We start from the raw sequence: 15,685 nt of genomic DNA on the forward strand, positions 1-15,685 counted from the left end.
CCTCACCACCCGCGGCGGGTCCGCGGGTGGTGAGGACGTCGGCGACCCCCGGTGTCCCGCGCCACGCCTCCGCCAGGGCGCGGGCGTGTCCGGCGTCGCGCGCGAGGGCGGCCACGGTCGGCCCCGAGCCGCTGAGCACGACGTCGAGAGCTCCGGCGTCGCGTGCCGCGTCCATGGTCCGTGCGAGCCCGGGACGGACCTGCAGTGCCGCTTCCGTCAGGTCATTGACGAGGGCGCCCGCGAGGTCGTCGGCGGGACCGGTGAGCTGGGCGACCAGGTCCACCTCGACATCGGGCAGCGGCCGCCAACCACCCGGGGGGCCGCCGACCGCGTCGAGACCGGCGAAGACCTCAGGGGTGGACAGGCCGTGCGCGGCGAGTGCGAGCACCCAGTGGTGGGCCGCCGGGTCCGGGTCCTCCCCCGCTCGCAGCAGCGTCATGTGGTCCCCGTGGCCGGTGCCCAGTGCGATGCCACCGACGAGGCAGGCGGGGACATCGGCCCCGAGGGTGCGCCCGAGTGCCTGGAGGTGTGCGTCGTCCAGGCCCAGGCCCCACAGATCGTTGCAGGCGACGAGTGTCGCGGCGGCGTCGGCGGAGCCTCCGGCCATGCCCCCGGCGATCGGTACGCGCTTGTCGACCTCGATGGAGATCCCTGAAGCGGTCTGTGCCCAGGGGCCGGTGGCTGCGAGGCGCTGCAGGAGACGGGCGGCACGGGCCGCCAGGTGGCGTTCGACGGGGAGGTCCCCGAGGGCTGCGGTGGCCTGCCGGTCGGTGCTGCCGTCGGGCCGGCGCACGGTGGTGTCCACCCGGATCCCGGGGGTGCGGCTGGTGCGGACGCTGACGGTCTCCCGGAGGTCCAGGCACTCGAAGACGGTGACCAACGGGTGGTAGCCGTCGGGATCGGGGCGCCCGGCGCGCAGGAGCAGGTTGACCTTGCCCGGTGCCGAGGCGGTCGCCTCACGCATGGGCGTCCCCCGCGGGGTCGGTGGGGGCAACGGCCCCTGACGCGGCGTCCTGTGCCCGGCTCTCCAGGAGGGCTCCGCCCAGTCGGACGAACTCCTCGATCCCCAGGGTCTCCCCACGCACCGAGGGGTCGATGCCCGCCGAGCGCAGCAGGTGTTCCGCGGCGTCCGCGGAACCCGCCCAGGACCTCATGGCCGCACGCAGCGTCTTGCGCCGCTGCCCGAAGGCGACGTCGACGACCTCGAAGGTGGCCAGGCGCAGTGCCTCGTCACCACGTGGACGAGGGCCGCGGGTCAGGCGCACGAGGGCTGAGTCGACATTGGGTGCCGGCCAGAAGACACTGCGACCGATGGTCCCCACCCGCTCCGCGGTGCCGTACCAGGCAGCCTTGACGGAGGGGACCCCGTAGGTGCGCGACCCGGGCCCGGCCGCCAGGCGGTCCGCCACCTCCGCCTGGACCATGACCAGGACGTCCGTGAGTGAGGGGAGACGCTCCATCATGGTCAGCAGCACGGGCACGGCGACGTTGTAGGGCAGGTTGGCGACCAGGCGTGTGGGGGCCGGCCAGTCGGGGCCGAGGTCACCCTCGCCCCGGATCTCCAGGGCGTCCGCCCGCACCACGTGGAGACGTCCGCCCGCCTCGGGCATCCGGGCGCGCACCGTCTCGGGCAGTGCGTGGGCCAGGACGGGGTCGATCTCGACGGCGCGCACCCGGGCACCCGCCTCCAGGAGGGCGAGGGTGAGCGAGCCGAGTCCGGGACCGACCTCCACCACCTCGTCACCGGGACCCACGTCTCCTGCGCGCACGATGCGACGCACCGTGCCGGCGTCGTGGACGAAGTTCTGGCCCAGTACCTTGGTGGGGCGGATGCCGAGGGCGGCAGCGATGGCGCGCACCTCGACGGGACCGAGCAGTCCGGACTCCGAGGGTGCGGGAGGCTCCGGCTCCGTCTGCTCCCCACCGCGATGGGGGCGTCTACGGGCAGGCGGATTGGATCGGGTCACGGGGTGAGTCTAGTTGAGCGAGGGAGGCGCGGCTCCGACAGGTGTCGGGGTGGTGGAGAGGGCCGCCGCAGTGTGCCGTGGGCGACGGGGGCATGCCCCCGCAGGGGACGTGTCAGTACCAGCCGACGGAGTTCGAGTGGGCCCAGGCCCCGCACGGTGTGCCGTAGCGTCCCGCGATGTAGCCCAGTCCCCAGGTGATCTGCGTGGCCGGATTGGTCTGCCAGTCGGCACCTGCGGAGGCCATCTTCGATCCGGGCAGGGCCTGCGGGATCCCATAGGCGCCCGAGGACGGGTTCGCGGCGTAGGGGTTCCACCCGGACTCCCGGTCCCACAGGCTCACGAGGCACTGGAACTCCGTGTCCGACCAGCCGCGTGCCGCGACCATCGACTGGGCGATCGCGCGGGGGTCCTCACCGGAGTAGACGGAGAGCGGGGCGAGACCCGTCGAGGCGGATGCGGATCCCGATCCGGAGGCCGACGTCGTGGTCTCGCCACGGATGGCGGCGATCTCCGCCTGGGTCGAGATCGACCCCAGGGCCGCCCGGAAACGCACGGATCGCGCACCGTTGGCATCCACCTGCGCCTCAGGGGTCGCCTTGGGATCGATGCCCGCTGCCACGAGGGCCTCCGGGGTGACCTTCTTCGTGCCGATGCGCACCACCTGGGTCACGGGCTCGGAGGTGACCTGTTGGCCCAGGGCGGAGGAATGGACGACCTTCCCGTCGTGCTTCTCCGTCCAGGCGGTGGAGACCTCGGTTCCGGCGGCTCCGACGGTCTCGACCTCGGACTCGCCCTCGAAGAGGTCGTCCGTCCTCTGTTCCTCGGTGGTGTAGGCGACCTCGGTCGACTGCGCCACGACGCCGCGCTGGACCTTCGTGACGGAGACCTCGAGGCTGCCACCCTCGGAGCGGACCCTGACCTGGTCGATGGGTGAGACGTCGATGCCGGCATGGGCGAGCACGGCGCGCACGTCCTCACCCGGAAGGGCGGTGACCTGCTTCTCCGTGCCGGCCACGGACACCGTGACGGTGCGGGCACGCGAGACCAGCGGGGTCAACGCCACGCGCGAGGTGGAGCGGTCCGCTGCCATCACCGCAGTCCCACCGATCGCGTCCGCCACTGCGAGGATGCCGTCCGCCGAGGTCGAGGTGGACCACACGGTGGTCCTCTCGCCGTCGATCTCGAGGTCCACGGGCCGCGCGGTGCGCACGACGACGGTGGAGCCGTCAGCGAGGGCCTCGTCCACGCCCGGGGACACCAGGTCATGGGGGCCCAACTCGACTCCCAGTTGCTCCAGGGCAGCTCCCACCGTCGGCTGCCAGGTCGAGACCGGGCGCGAGACACCGTCGACTTCGAGGGTCAGCTCCGAGTGCGCACCCGCCACGCCGAGTCCTGCGGTGGCGAGGAGGCCCACCGCGGCCACGGAGGCCGTCGCGTGGACGATCGTGCGGGAGGGGTGTCGGCTGCCTCGGGAGGGATGTGTGCCGTGGGCGGTGCTCAACTCGACGGGACTCCTCGGATCGGTTGTCTCAACAGGCTACCCCCGACCGTAACCGTTCCGTGACCTTCAGGGAAGGGACCCACGTCACAACCTGCAGGATCGTGAGCGGACCCACCACACAGCGAGGGACCCGGTGGACGATCAGCTCGTCGCACCGGGTCCCTCGGGCTCAGCTCCGGGAGTCAGCGGAGGCCGAGACGAGATGAGCAACCGGGCCACTGTCCCCACCCGGACTGGGCCTGCAGGGCCTGGGCACGGGCAGTCTGCTCGGCGGCGCTGGCATCGGAGGGCAGCCCGCTGCCACCCATCGCCTGCCAGGTCGGGAGGCTGAACTGGTAGAGGCCGTAGAAGCCGTTGCCCGTGTTCGTGGCCGGGTTCCCGCCCGACTCGCACTGGGCGAGCGCGGCCCAGACACCCGCCGGAGCGGATCCGGTGGCCGTCCCCGCGGACGAGGATGCCGCTGCAGAGGAGGATGAGGACGAGGAGGACGAGGGGGCGGTCGTCGTCGCGGCCTGCACGACCGGCTCCTTGGTGCCCACCGCCACGATCTCGGTGACCGGATCGGTTCGCTTCTCGGCGACCTTCACCGACACGGCGGCCTTCCCGTCGCGCGTCTCCTCGTAGTAGGTGGTCCTCACGGAGCCGTCCTTGCCCTCCTGGAGGACCTTGGTCGTGCCCTTCTCCAACGAGGCGTCATCACGCTTCTCGCTGGTGTGGGCGACGGCTTCCTCGACGGTGCGCTCCCCGCGGGTCACACGGGTGACGCGCAGCGTGACACCGGAGTCATCGCTCTCGAGGGCGACCCGGTCGATGGGTGACACCTCGACGCCCGCCGCCTTGAGGATCTCCTCGGCGTCGTCGTCGGCACCGGCCTCGACCTCGGACTTCTCCCCGTCCGCGAGGACGGACACCGTACCGCCGGCCCCGAGGACCGGCAGCGGTTCACGGGAGAAGGAGCGGTCCGCGGCGAGCACCACCTTGCCGGAGTCGGCAGAGTCCGCCAGCACGTCCTGGGCGGAGTCGCCCGTGGACCAGGCCTGGACGAGCTTGCCGTCGACGGTGAGGGTGTAGGGCTTGGCGGTGCGCACCACGATCGTCTGACCGTCCGACACTGCCTGGTCCGTGGCCGGAGCGACCAGGTCGTGGGCGGCCAGCTCGACTCCCGCTGAGCCGAGGACGTCGGAGACCGTCGAGTTGAAGCCCGAGACAGGCATGGCCACGCCGTCGACCTCAAGGGTGACGTCATGATGGGCCAGGGCGACACCGGTGCCTGCCACGGCGAGCACCGCGGCGGAGAGGCCGGAAGCGACGGAGACGACGGTTCGACGACTGGGGTGGAGCGTGATCACAGGGGTCCTTGCGACGATCTGATCCATCGGTGACGGCCCCGGTTCGCGCTCAACTGCTCGCGGTGGAGGCGGCCCCCGTCGGAATGACCTCGCCACCGTAACCGAACCGTGATCCGTCACGCGAGCGATGATGACCCACGTCACACCTGGCCCGTGCCTCCCCCTGTCACCACTCCCCGTAGACACGGCGCGAGTTCTCGGCCAGCTGTCGACAGGCCTCGTCCTCGCTGACCTGCCACGACCCCGCGATCGCCCGCACCGTGTGTGCCATCACGTAGGAGGCATTCGGGTTGCCGCGCTCCGGCACGGGTGTGAGGTACGGAGCATCCGTCTCCACGAGCACGAGCTCGCGGGGAAGCTCCTCCAGGGCCTCCCTCAACGCACCGTTGGAGGGATAGGTGACGTTGCCGGCGAAGGAGGCGTACCACCTGTTGTCGGCGAGGACGTGGGCCATGGCCCGGTCCCCGGAGTAGCAGTGGAAGACGATGCGCTGGCCGTGTGTCGCCGACTGGGCGAGCACGCCCAGGGTGTCGTCGTGGGCATCGCGGTCGTGGACCTGGAGGGGCAGGTCGTGGAGACGGGCCATCTCCAGGTGGGCGCGGAAGGACTCCTCCTGGGCGTCCCATCCGTCGGGTGCCGTGCGGAAGTGGTCCAGGCCCGTCTCCCCCACCGCCACCACCATGGGGTCGGCCAACCTGCAGGCCACCATCTCCAGGGCCTCGACGAGGGGCACGTGGTGGTCGCGCAGCTCGGGTTCGAGGCCGTCCGGCGAGGGTGTCGTGATGCCGGCGTGCAGCGCCGCCTCATTGGGGTGGACGGCCAGTGCCACTCGGACTCCGGAGTGGGCGCGCGCCAGCTCGAGGGCAGGGTCGAAGTCGGGCACCTCGCAGGCGGAGGTGATGATCCGGTCCACCCCCACCTCGGTGGCACGGGTCAGCTGCTCGGTGAGCGACATGCGCACCCCGTCCGCGCGCGGGATCTCCTCCTCGCGCAGGGGGAGGTGGGTGTGGTTGTCCGTCACCCCGCCCGCCAGGCGCTGTGGCAGTGCGGGCCAGGTGCGGGGCCTGTGCCGACTCACCGGCGGGTCACTCCCATTCGATGGTGGCCGGCGGCTTGGAGGTCACGTCGAGCACGACGCGTGTGACCTCGGGGACGGCATTCGTGATCCTCGTCGAGATGCGCGCCAAGACGTCGAAGGGGACGCGTGACCAGTCCGCCGTCATCGCGTCCTCGGAGGAGACGGGACGCAGGACCACGGGCATCCCGTAGGTCCGCCCGTCCCCCTGGACGCCCACGGAGTGCACGTCGGCCAGCAGGACCACCGGGCACTGCCAGATCTCGCGGTCCAGTCCCGCCGCGGTCAGTTCCTCGCGCGCGATGAGGTCGGCGGCGCGCAGGATGTCGAGGCGCTCACGTGTGACCTCGCCGATGATGCGGATGCCCAGTCCCGGGCCCGGGAAGGGCTGGCGCCACACGATCTTCTCGGGCACGCCCAACTCCAGGCCGATGGCACGGACCTCGTCCTTGAACAGGGCACGCAGGGGCTCCACGAGTTCGAAGTCGAGGTCCTCCGGCAGTCCACCCACGTTGTGGTGGCTCTTGATGTTGGCCGCGCCCTCGCCGCCACCGGACTCGACGACGTCGGGGTAGAGAGTTCCCTGGACGAGGAAACGGACCTCCGCGCCCTCACTGCCCGCCTCCGCGACGAGGGCGCGCTGGGCGTCCTCGAAGGAGCGGATGAACTCGCGGCCGATGATCTTGCGCTTGCCCTCGGGATCGGAGACTCCCGCCAGGGCCGTGAGGAAGCGCTCGGACTCGTCGACGGTGACGACCCTGATGCCCATGGTCGTGGCGTAGTCCTGCTCGACCTGCTCGCGCTCGCCGGAGCGCAGCAGCCCGTGGTCGACGAACACACAGGTCAGCTGGTCCCCGACGGCCCGGTGGACGAGGGCGGCGGCGACGGAGGAGTCGACCCCGCCGGACAGCCCGCAGATGACCCGGGCGTCGCCCACCTGGGCGCGGATGCGGGCGACCTGGTCATCGATGATGGAGCCGGGCGTCCAGTCCGTCCCGATGCCGGCGCACCGGTGGAGGAAGGTCTCCAGCAGCAGCTGCCCGAACTCGGAGTGGTGGACCTCCGGGTGCCACTGCACCCCGTAGAGGCTCCGGGAGGGGTCCTCGAAGGCGGCGACGGGGGTCTGGTCGGTGGAGGCGGTGACCGTGAAGCCCTCGGGGGCCTGCTCCACCGCATCACCGTGGCTCATCCACACCGTCTGGGCCGCGGGCCCTCCGGAGAGCAGGCGGGAGTGGGCGCCCTCGTCGATGCGGACCTCGGTGTGCCCGTACTCGCGGGTCCCCGTGCGCCCCACCCGGCCCCCCAGCGCCTGGGCCATGACCTGGAAGCCGTAGCAGATGCCGAGGACCGGCACCCCTGCGGAGAAGATCGCCGGGTCCATGCCGGGGGCACCCTCGGCGTAGACGGAGGAGGGGCCACCGGAGAGGATGACGGCGGCCGGATCCTTGGCCAGGATCTCCTCGACGGGCATCGTGTGCGGGACGATCTCGGAGTAGACGGAGGCTTCGCGCACGCGACGAGCAATGAGCTGCGCGTACTGGGCTCCGAAGTCGACGACCAGGACAGGGCGGGGGGCAGGGGTGCTCACGCGCCCATGCTACCCGCGCTCCCGGGGGGAACCGGGAGTGCTCCGTGCCACCTTCCCTGCCCCACGCTCCCGGGGCGCCGCCGTCGATGCCGGCGGGATGGATGGACCACCACGGGACGGGCGGGCCCAAGCGGCCAGGCGCGGGCGGACGTGGCGGCACGCCACAATGGTGTGCCGACCGCGATGCCGATGGACCACAATGACGTCATGGGTGCGAAAGACCGACGACGCGCGACTCGACGTGCTGCGTTGGCCGACCTCGCCCTGCGTGGGAAGGACCGACGGGCTCCCGATGGGCGCAAGCTCACCCGAGCTGAGCTCGAGGGCATCCCTGTCATGGCCGGCATCAACCAGCAGGCCCTCCTCGACGCGCGCGCGGTGGGCGATGCCGCCCGCTCCCCCGATGTCGCGTGGCTGATCGGCCAGTTCCTCAGTCCTCTCGACCTCGTACGGCGCAGGAGCCCGAAACTCCCCGAGCGTGACCTCCTCCACCGTGCGGTCGCCTTCCTGGAGTCCCGGTACGAGGGGCGTCCGCGATCCGCTCCGCGCCGGAAGCTCGCCGCCGCGCTGGACACCTGGTACGACACGATGCGGGAGCGGCGCCGCCACAGGGACTGGCGCCGAATCGAGGGGGAGCCCGTCTCGCTGGCGCAGTTCCGCGACTGGCGTGACGAGCTCTCCGCCATGGATCTGGGCGTCATCCCCCAGCTGCGCATCCCCGCCGAGTTCCAGCGTGCACTGGACATGGTCGAGGACTGGGAGGAACTGCTCGAACGCCGCGGGCACGTGGGCGAGCGCTTCTCGCTGCGTGAGGAGGTGGTGCGCCTGCACAACTGGCCCGGGGACCAGTGGGACTCCGGGGACGACTACGCCTCGGCCCAGAAGCGGTTCCACCGTCGCCTGCGCGCCGCACGCCGGGCGGGCGCCGACCCGGTGCGGGACCGGATCATGCACCGAGCCCTCTACCTGCGCGAGGGGCTCCTGCTCAATCCCGTGGAGGACCTGGAGTGGTTCCTCGCCGTGTGCCAGTTCCGCTGGGAGGTCCCCGAAGCCCTCGACGTCCGCCCGGAGCTGGCCTCCTGGAGGCTCCTGGACCGCGTCGGCCACCTCGGGCACGCCTACCGGACCCGCGCCTATGACGACCCCCCTTCCTGGGTCGACGCCCCGGACCCACGCGGCGTGCCCACGGAGCTGCTCACTGCGGTGGGTGGGCCCGGTGTCATGATCGACCTCGACGAGGACGTCGTCACTGCACTTCCCCCGGGGTGCCGGGTGCGACGCATGGTCGTCAGTGCGCGGGGGCCCCTCGGTCCGGACTGGAGCGTGTACTGGGTGGAGTCGGAGTGGGACGACGCCCGCCCGATCCTGGACCTCGTGGAGTCAGCGAAGCTGCACCCCTCCGTCGTGTTCGTCTCCGACGGGGAGCCCTCGGACCTGGCGGACCTGGTGCGCCCCTTCCTGGGGGACGCCTTCGAGATCCCGACGAACCCGCTCACGGCCCACAGCCACATCCCCGGTGTCGTGCCGCGGATCCCCGAGCACCCGGATGCGGGCCTGTCCTGACCCCACCACCCATCCCCGCCGAGGCACGCCTCCCAGGACCACTGAAGCACGCCTCCGCGCCTTGGGACTCGGTGCAGCGCTGGAGCCGTGACTCACGGAAGTTGCGGACACGGCCGAACCGACCACGTCAGCCGCGCTGCACCATCTTCCACGCCAGGGGCAGGCATGTCGCAGCGACGAGGGTCTTGAGCGCGTCACCGATGAGGAAGGGGACGACGCCCAGGGCCAGGCCCTGGCGCAGACCCACCCCGAGGAAGGGCACCAACCAGGCCAGGCCCGCCGCGTAGACCACAGCGGTGCCGAGCACCGTGGCCAGCGCCATGCGCCACACGGACCGGTCCCACCCACGCGAGGCGAGCCACCCGACCAGGGCGGCGGCGAGCACGTACCCGATGATGTAGCCGAAGGACGCGAATGCCCAGCCCGCCCCGCCGTCGGCGAAGACGGGGGCACCGAGCACGCCGAGCACCAGGTAGAGACCACTGGAGACCAGGGCGCGCACGGGGCCCAGCACGGCACCGGTCAGCACCACGCCGAGCGTGGCCAGGGAGATCGGCACGGGTGTGAAGGGCAGGGGGATGGCGATGCGCCCGGCGATGACGAGCAGCACGGTCGCCGCGAGGACGAGGACGAGGTCACGGGTGCGGGTTCCGGGGACCAGGTCAGCGAGGACGCGGACGTGGCGGGTGGCGCGCGGTCCCGCGGACCCGGTGGTGGCGGTGGTGGCGGACATGGGGATCTCCTCAGTCGACTGTCGGTCCGATGGCGGACGTGCCACAGGACCCTGAACACCGTTCACCTGAACGGCGTTCAGGTGAACGGTGTTCACTATAGTGGCGGTGTGAATGCCGTCCACCCCCGTCCGGAGCACGGACACACCACCGGCGGGCCACGCGCCCAGGCGACCAGCGCCCCCACCGGGGACGGGAACGCCCCTGTGGCCGGGGTCAGGCAGGCACTCCCTGCCCCGGACGGGGGCGGACATGGGCAGACGGCCCCGTCCCGGGGTCGACGCTCGGCCTCCGATGTCGTGGACACGGCACTGGACCTGCTGGACCGGGCGGGGCTCCCCTCCCTGTCCATGCGCCGCATCGCCCAGGAACTCGGCCTCCAACCCTCCGCCCTCTACTGGCACTTCGCCGACAAGCAGAGCCTCCTCGCCGCCCTCTCCCGCCGCATCCTCCTGCCCGCCGCCGAGGCCTCCCCCGGACACGACGGTCCTCGGGACGAGGCGGGGCCGCCCTCGTCAATCCGCTGGGAGGACGCGGTACGGACGGCGGCCACCCACCTGCGGGACGCCCTGGTGGCGCACCGTGACGGCGCGGAGTTGGTCTCCAGCTCCCTGGCCCTGGGACTCGTCGAGCTCCCCCTGGCCGACTCGCTGCACGCGCCACTGGGCGACGCGGGTGCCTCGGCGCGCACGGTGGCGGTCGTCGCGCAGACACTGGGACACTTCGTCATCGGGCACACATTCCACGAGCAGCAACGCGTCACGGCCCGCGAGGTCGGGATCGAGAGTGCTCCGGCGGTCGACGACGAGGGCGCTCCCGGTGACTCCTTCGCGGCCGGCGTCGATCTGCTGGTGGCCGGTACCGCGGTCCTCATCGGGATGGACCGGGGATGAGCCTGGGTGGAGGGGTCGGGACCCCAGACACCGACGGGGACGACAAGGCGTCCGCGGGCGCAGACGTGACCGGTGCCGCGTCCCGGGATGCGAGGTCGGGGGGCTCCGGCAGGAGGTCCGTCCTGGCAGACGTCGGGTACTGGAGCTTCCGCACGAAGGCCCTGCTCTGGGGCGCGGCAGTGTTCCTGGGCCTCATCGGGGTGGTGTTCGTCGGCGGCATTGCGAGCTCCCCGTCGTACGCACTTGCTGCGGGCGCGCTCATCGGGATCGCAGGCGGGCTCGCGCTGCTGGCGGCGAGGATGACCTTTCGCTCGGCACGGTCCTGGTCGCCGTGGTGGGCCGTGGTCTGGTTGGTGGTGTCGGTGGGCATCGGCGGCGGGGTCGCCCTCGTGACATGAGGGTCGGGAGGAGGGGGCAGGGCGAGGGATCCGGGACGGGCGAGGACGACCGAGGGGAGCGGAGGCACCGTGGATGACCTCGACCGTGCCTGTGTGGCCCTGCTGGTCGCCTGGACCGTGCACGACCTGGAGGAGCTGGCGACGATGCCGCGCAAGTCCCGGCGGGTCATGGACCGGATGCCGCAGTGGGTGCCCCTGCCGGAGGGGTTCCGGGACCGGGGGTTGTCGCAACGCGAGGTCGCCCTCGCCATCGCTTCCGTGGGAGCCGTCATGACTGGCGCCTCGCTGGCGGGGTTGCGCACACGAGGGCGCTCCCCTCTCTTCCGGGGCGCCGTCCTGGCCTTCGGCCTGCACGGCGTGGGTCACCTGGCCGCCTCGATCGGCACGCGCGGGTACACCACCGGGGTCGCCACTGCGCCGCTGGTCGTGCTCCCCTACTGGCTGCACGCCCGCCGGGTTCTGGGCAGGCATGGGCTGACTGAGTGTGACGGCCCGGCGGTCGGGGTCGCCCTCGCGGGCGTGCCCCTGACGGTCGCCGCCCACCTGCTCAGCTGCTCGGTGCTGGGACACCGGGCACTGGGGCCCCTGCCGACGTCCGGCGCCGAGCCGGGAGTCTGACCCGGCGCCGGATGCGGCTCGGGGCCACGGTCCCGGACGGTCCCCCGCCCCGTTCCGGAGCGGACCTCGACCCCAGAACTGAGCGGACTTCGCGCCTGGAACAGAGCGGACTTCGCGCCTGGAACAGAGCGGACTTCGGCGAGGGGGTGGGTGGTGGTACTCCTGGGTCAGTCCTTCTGCCAGGACTCCCACAGGGAGGCGTACTCCCCGCCCGCTGCGACCAGCTGCTCGTGCGGTCCCAGCTCCACGATGTTGCCGTCCATCATGACCGCCACGCGGTCCGCGTCGTGGGCCGTGTAGAGGCGGTGCGCGATGGCGACCACCGTGCGTCCCTGGAGGACCTTGGACAACGAGCGCTCCAGGGAACGCGCCGCGGTCGGGTCCATCAGTGACGTCGCCTCGTCCAGGACCAGCGTGTGCGGGTCCATGAGGACGATGCGGGCCAGCGCCAGCTGCTGGGCCTGGGCGGGGCTCAGGGTCAGGCCACCCGCACCCACCCGCGTGTCCATCCCCTCCCCCAGGCGGTCCACCCACTCATCGGCCTCGACGGCCGCGAGCGCGGAGTGGACCTGCGCATCGGTGGCGTCCGAGCGGGCCAGGCGCAGGTTGTCGGCGATGGTGCCCACGAAGACGTGGTGCTCCTGGGTGACCAGGACGACCTGACCCTGCAGGACGTCCTCCTCCAGGTCGACCAGCTCGACGCCCCCCACGGCCACCGACCCGGAGGTCGGGGGGTGGATGCCGGCGAGCATGCGCCCGAAGGTGGACTTGCCGGCGCCCGAGGGCCCCACCATGGCCAGGGTCTCCCCGGGACGCAGGTCCAGGTCGACACCGTGGAGGACGTCCTCCCCGGCCCGGTAGGCGTAGTGGACGTCGTGGGCGCTGATGTGGCGGTCGTGGGGCAGCTCGCCGCTGGCCTCACGGTCCGGCTCCACCAGGTCGACGCCGAAGATGCGCGACAGGGAGGCCTGGGTGTACTGGATCTGGTCGATCCAGAACGTCGCCTCCCACACGGGTCCGCGCAGCTGGTAGGCGTACAGCGCGGCAGTGGTGACCTGCCCCAGCGTCACGGCCCCTGCGGGCACGGCCCATGCACCGACCAGGACCATCCCGAGCACGGGCATCAGTGAGACGAAGCCCAGGCCCGCGATGAGGAAGACACGCATCCACGCGGCGTAACGCTCCAGGCGCCACACCTCACCCACGGCCGTGTCCAGGCGCGTGATGCGCTGGGGGACCAGGCGGGCGGCATCCACGGTCTCCGCCTGTTCGATCGTCTCGTTGACGGTGCCGGACAGGCCCGCCCAGGACGCGGCACTCGCCCGGTAGGCGGGGATCGTGCGCGGCAGGTACCACTTCATGAGCACCCACACCGCGGGCACCTCCAGCAGGAGCACCAGGGAGAGCAGGGGCGAGGTCGCCACAGCGGCCACGACGGTGACGACGATGGTGGTGGCCAGGACCAGCATGGAGGAGATCCCCTGGCGCACGGTGAACTGCACGCGATCGATGTCGTGGGTGGTGCGCCCCACCAGGTCACCGGTCCCCGCACTCTCCACGGTGGACAGCGGCAGGTGGGTGACGGTGCGGACCAGGTCCTCGCGCAGCTGCGCGAAGACCTTCTCCCCCAGCACGCGGGCCCGGTACTCGGCGAAGTAGCTGAGCACGGCCCCCACCACCACGGCCCCGATGGCCGCGAGCATCACGGTGCGCACCCAGTCGAGGCTGGTGCCCTGCTGGATGCGGTCCACCGCGTGCCCCATGGCCCAGGGCAGGGCGATCGCGGCGAGCGCGGACCCCAGTTGGAGGACCAGGACGACGGCGATCTCGCTGCGGTGGGCAGCCAGCAGCCCACCCACGCGGTGGCGCACCACGGCGCCGTTGGCGATCGGCAGCTTCATTCCTGCTCACCTGCTTCCCTGTTGACCACGGCCCGGTACTCCAGTGCCGGACCATCACCCTGCTCCGCTGCGCGGCGCAGCGAGTCGTGCGTGCCCCGGGTGATCTCCGTCCCCTCGGGGGAGACGAGGACGACCTCGTCGCAGTGCTCCAGGACCAGCGTCGAGGCGGAGACGACCACGGTCGTGCGTCCCCGACGCTCGCTCGCCAGGCGCTGGGCGATGCGTGCCTCCGTGTGGGAGTCCACCGCGGAGGTGGGCTCCACGAGCACCAGTACGGGTGCCTCGGAGTGTACGGCGCGTGCCAGTGCCACGCGCTGGCGCTGGCCCCCGGAGAGGTTGCGTCCCTTCTCCGCCAGTTCCCCGTCGAGTCCCCCCTGCAGGGAGGAGACGACGTCGTGGGCGTCGGCCACGTGCAGGGCCCGGCGTACCTGCGGGTCGTCCGCGCCGTGCTCGGGCCGGAAGAGGACGCCCTCGCGACGTGTGGAGGCCTCGATGACCTCGCGGTGGATCAGCTCGGTGACACCGCGGGCACGCCGTGGCTCGGCATCGGGTCCGTCGACCTCCTCGCGCAGCGAGCCCGCGAAGAGCTGGGCCTCCGCCTCGGAGAGGAAGACGGCGCGACGGACCTCGTCCACGGGTACCTCACGCAGGTCGGTACCGTCGGCGTCGACCTCCAGGGTGGGGTCCTCCGTGTCCTCGACCCGTCCCAGACGCCGCGCGATGGCCGCCGTCACGTCCGGGTCCTGGCTGACCAGGGCCGTCATGCGGTGGGGGTGGATGGCGACACCGCTGCGGTGGTCGAACAGGGTCGCGTCGGACCAGTCGACCCCGTCGCCGGGCCGCCCCGTCGGACGGGCCACCGCGCCGCCCTCGTCGCCGGAGGTGTCCACGGGGGTGCCTGCGGAGGCCCCCGGGACGTGGGAGTCGTCGACCAGCGGGTCGATCCCGAGGACGCGGGTCATCTTCTTCACGCCCACCCAGGCGCGCGTGTACTGCTGGATCGAGTTCGACGCCACGGAGATCGGGTTGCGCAGGAAGGACGTGTACCCGAAGAAGGCGACCAACTGGCCCACCGTGATGCGCCCGTCGAAGGTGAGCAGCGCGCCGTAGCCGACCACCAGCGCCGTGAATACCAGGGGCGCGGAGGAGCGCAGCATGGACAGCATCGCGGAGCTCGAGGCCACGCGGATCCCGGCGTCGCGCACCCGCGCGGACTGGGTGACGTAGTTCGCGTTGTAGACGTCCTCCCCGCCGATGCCACGCAGGACCCGCAGGCCCGCCACCGCGTCGGTGGAGATGGTGGTGAGCTTGCCCTGTTCCTCGCGCGCCACCGCCTGCTTGGCCTGGAGGGGCTTGATGAGCAGCGTCATCAGGGCGATGACGATCGGCAGCCCGATGAGGACCAGCAGCCCCAGCGGCACCGAGACGCGCAGCATGATGACCGCGACGACCGCCGTGGAGACGATGGCGGCGACGATCTCGGGGAACCACGCGAACGCGCCCCCGACGTAGTCCGCGTCGGTCATCAGGACGGTGACGACGTCACCGGCGGGCATCTCCTTCTTCACCGCGCGTCCCGAGCGGGCCACGCGGTGGCCGACATTGCGCGCCGCACCCATGGCGGAACCCATCCACAGGCCGATCTCGGTCATCTGGTTGATGCCGTTGGTGATCGCCATGAGCGCCACCATCGCGACGAAGACCAGTGAGGGAACCAGCAGATGCCTCCCGAAGCCGAGGTCGAGGCCGGCATCGAGCAGGCTGCCCATGGCCCAGGGGATCAGGGCGGAGGTCACGTAGTTGACGGTGGTGAGGACCACCGCGAGCAGCAGCACCGGCCACACGCCGCGCACCAGTGCCCACAGGAAGGGCCCGTTGGCGGCCGGGAGGGGCGCTGCGGGACCCTGGGGGGCGCGCCAGGGGCCCCACCAGTGACGGGGGGTGAGCCCGAGGTCGGGCAGGTCGGTCCCGACCTCGTCCGCACGCTGGCGGAGGAAGTCGCGGACCTCGGGATCAGGGACGGCGGTGGACGCGGACGCGCCGGCGCGTCGACGCAGGAAGGACATGGAACCTCACTGGATGAAGGACAGACAGGATGGTG

General features: G+C 71.9%; 13 protein-coding genes. 4 read left to right on the plus strand and 9 right to left on the minus strand.

Going from position 1 to position 15,685, the window contains the following annotated elements; genetic code table 11:
• The 6 genes from ispE to guaA form a co-directional block, all read right to left on the minus strand.
• Positions 1 to 964 (minus strand): 4-(cytidine 5'-diphospho)-2-C-methyl-D-erythritol kinase (ispE, locus tag BQ9890_RS02805; protein WP_075889195.1); only part of this gene is annotated, 964 nt, incomplete at its 3' end.
• Complete coding sequence (gene rsmA / locus BQ9890_RS02810; RefSeq protein WP_075889197.1) at positions 957 to 1,967, minus strand: 16S rRNA (adenine(1518)-N(6)/adenine(1519)-N(6))-dimethyltransferase RsmA; 1,011 nt, start codon at positions 1,965 to 1,967, stop codon at positions 957 to 959. The genes rsmA and ispE, both read right to left, overlap by 8 nt.
• Before the next feature lie 112 nt (positions 1,968 to 2,079).
• The gene (locus BQ9890_RS02815) at positions 2,080 to 3,468 is read right to left on the minus strand and encodes an aggregation-promoting factor C-terminal-like domain-containing protein (protein ID WP_078062191.1); all 1,389 of its coding nucleotides are present in this window, start codon (positions 3,466 to 3,468) and stop codon (positions 2,080 to 2,082) included.
• A gap of 182 nt (positions 3,469 to 3,650) precedes the next feature.
• Positions 3,651 to 4,817, minus strand: a complete 1,167-nt coding sequence (locus BQ9890_RS02820; RefSeq protein ID WP_326844906.1) for a transglycosylase family protein — start codon at positions 4,815 to 4,817, stop codon at positions 3,651 to 3,653.
• 166 nt (positions 4,818 to 4,983) lie between these two features.
• Positions 4,984 to 5,895: a TatD family hydrolase gene (locus BQ9890_RS02825; protein WP_075889199.1), complete on the minus strand. Its 912-nt coding sequence runs from the start codon at positions 5,893 to 5,895 to the stop codon at positions 4,984 to 4,986.
• A 7-nt stretch (positions 5,896 to 5,902) separates the two neighbouring features.
• Positions 5,903 to 7,480 carry a glutamine-hydrolyzing GMP synthase gene (gene guaA, locus BQ9890_RS02830; RefSeq protein WP_075889201.1) on the minus strand — a complete coding sequence of 526 codons (1,578 nt, stop codon included), beginning with the start codon at positions 7,478 to 7,480 and terminating at the stop codon, positions 5,903 to 5,905.
• A 207-nt stretch (positions 7,481 to 7,687) separates the two neighbouring features.
• Between guaA and BQ9890_RS02835 the strand changes: the two genes are divergently transcribed.
• Positions 7,688 to 9,043, plus strand: a complete 1,356-nt coding sequence (locus tag BQ9890_RS02835) for a hypothetical protein (protein ID WP_075892613.1) — start codon at positions 7,688 to 7,690, stop codon at positions 9,041 to 9,043.
• 127 nt (positions 9,044 to 9,170) lie between these two features.
• Here BQ9890_RS02835 and BQ9890_RS02840 read toward each other — a convergent pair whose 3' ends face one another.
• Positions 9,171 to 9,776 carry a biotin transporter BioY gene (locus tag BQ9890_RS02840; RefSeq protein WP_075889203.1) on the minus strand — a complete coding sequence of 202 codons (606 nt, stop codon included), beginning with the start codon at positions 9,774 to 9,776 and terminating at the stop codon, positions 9,171 to 9,173.
• A 108-nt stretch (positions 9,777 to 9,884) separates the two neighbouring features.
• Here BQ9890_RS02840 and BQ9890_RS02845 point away from each other — a divergent pair, with 108 nt between their 5' ends.
• The 3 genes from BQ9890_RS02845 to BQ9890_RS02855 all read left to right on the plus strand — a co-directional run bounded on the left by BQ9890_RS02845 (position 9,885) and on the right by BQ9890_RS02855 (position 11,683).
• Positions 9,885 to 10,667 (plus strand): TetR/AcrR family transcriptional regulator C-terminal domain-containing protein, encoded by a 783-nt coding sequence (locus BQ9890_RS02845; RefSeq protein WP_230297788.1) that lies wholly within the window; start codon positions 9,885 to 9,887, stop codon positions 10,665 to 10,667.
• Entirely contained in the window at positions 10,664 to 11,065 is a 402-nt protein-coding gene (locus BQ9890_RS02850; protein ID WP_075889205.1) for a hypothetical protein, read from the plus strand. The genes BQ9890_RS02845 and BQ9890_RS02850 overlap by 4 nt, the downstream gene beginning before the upstream one ends.
• Before the next feature lie 69 nt (positions 11,066 to 11,134).
• Positions 11,135 to 11,683 (plus strand): HXXEE domain-containing protein, encoded by a 549-nt coding sequence (locus BQ9890_RS02855; RefSeq protein WP_075889207.1) that lies wholly within the window; start codon positions 11,135 to 11,137, stop codon positions 11,681 to 11,683.
• A 167-nt stretch (positions 11,684 to 11,850) separates the two neighbouring features.
• Here BQ9890_RS02855 and BQ9890_RS02860 read toward each other — a convergent pair whose 3' ends face one another.
• Both BQ9890_RS02860 and BQ9890_RS02865 read right to left on the minus strand, forming a co-directional pair.
• Positions 11,851 to 13,584, minus strand: coding sequence for an ABC transporter ATP-binding protein (locus BQ9890_RS02860; RefSeq protein ID WP_075889209.1), 1,734 nt, complete (start codon positions 13,582 to 13,584; stop codon positions 11,851 to 11,853).
• On the minus strand, positions 13,581 to 15,650 hold the full coding sequence (locus tag BQ9890_RS02865; RefSeq protein WP_078062193.1) for an ABC transporter ATP-binding protein: 2,070 nt from the start codon (positions 15,648 to 15,650) through the stop codon (positions 13,581 to 13,583). Before BQ9890_RS02865 ends, BQ9890_RS02860 begins: the two co-directional genes overlap by 4 nt.
• Positions 15,651 to 15,685: the final 35 nt, after the last annotated feature.

The sequence above is a fragment of the Actinomyces provencensis genome (assembly GCF_900155435.1).
Lineage (GTDB): Bacteria > Actinomycetota > Actinomycetes > Actinomycetales > Actinomycetaceae > Pauljensenia > Pauljensenia provencensis.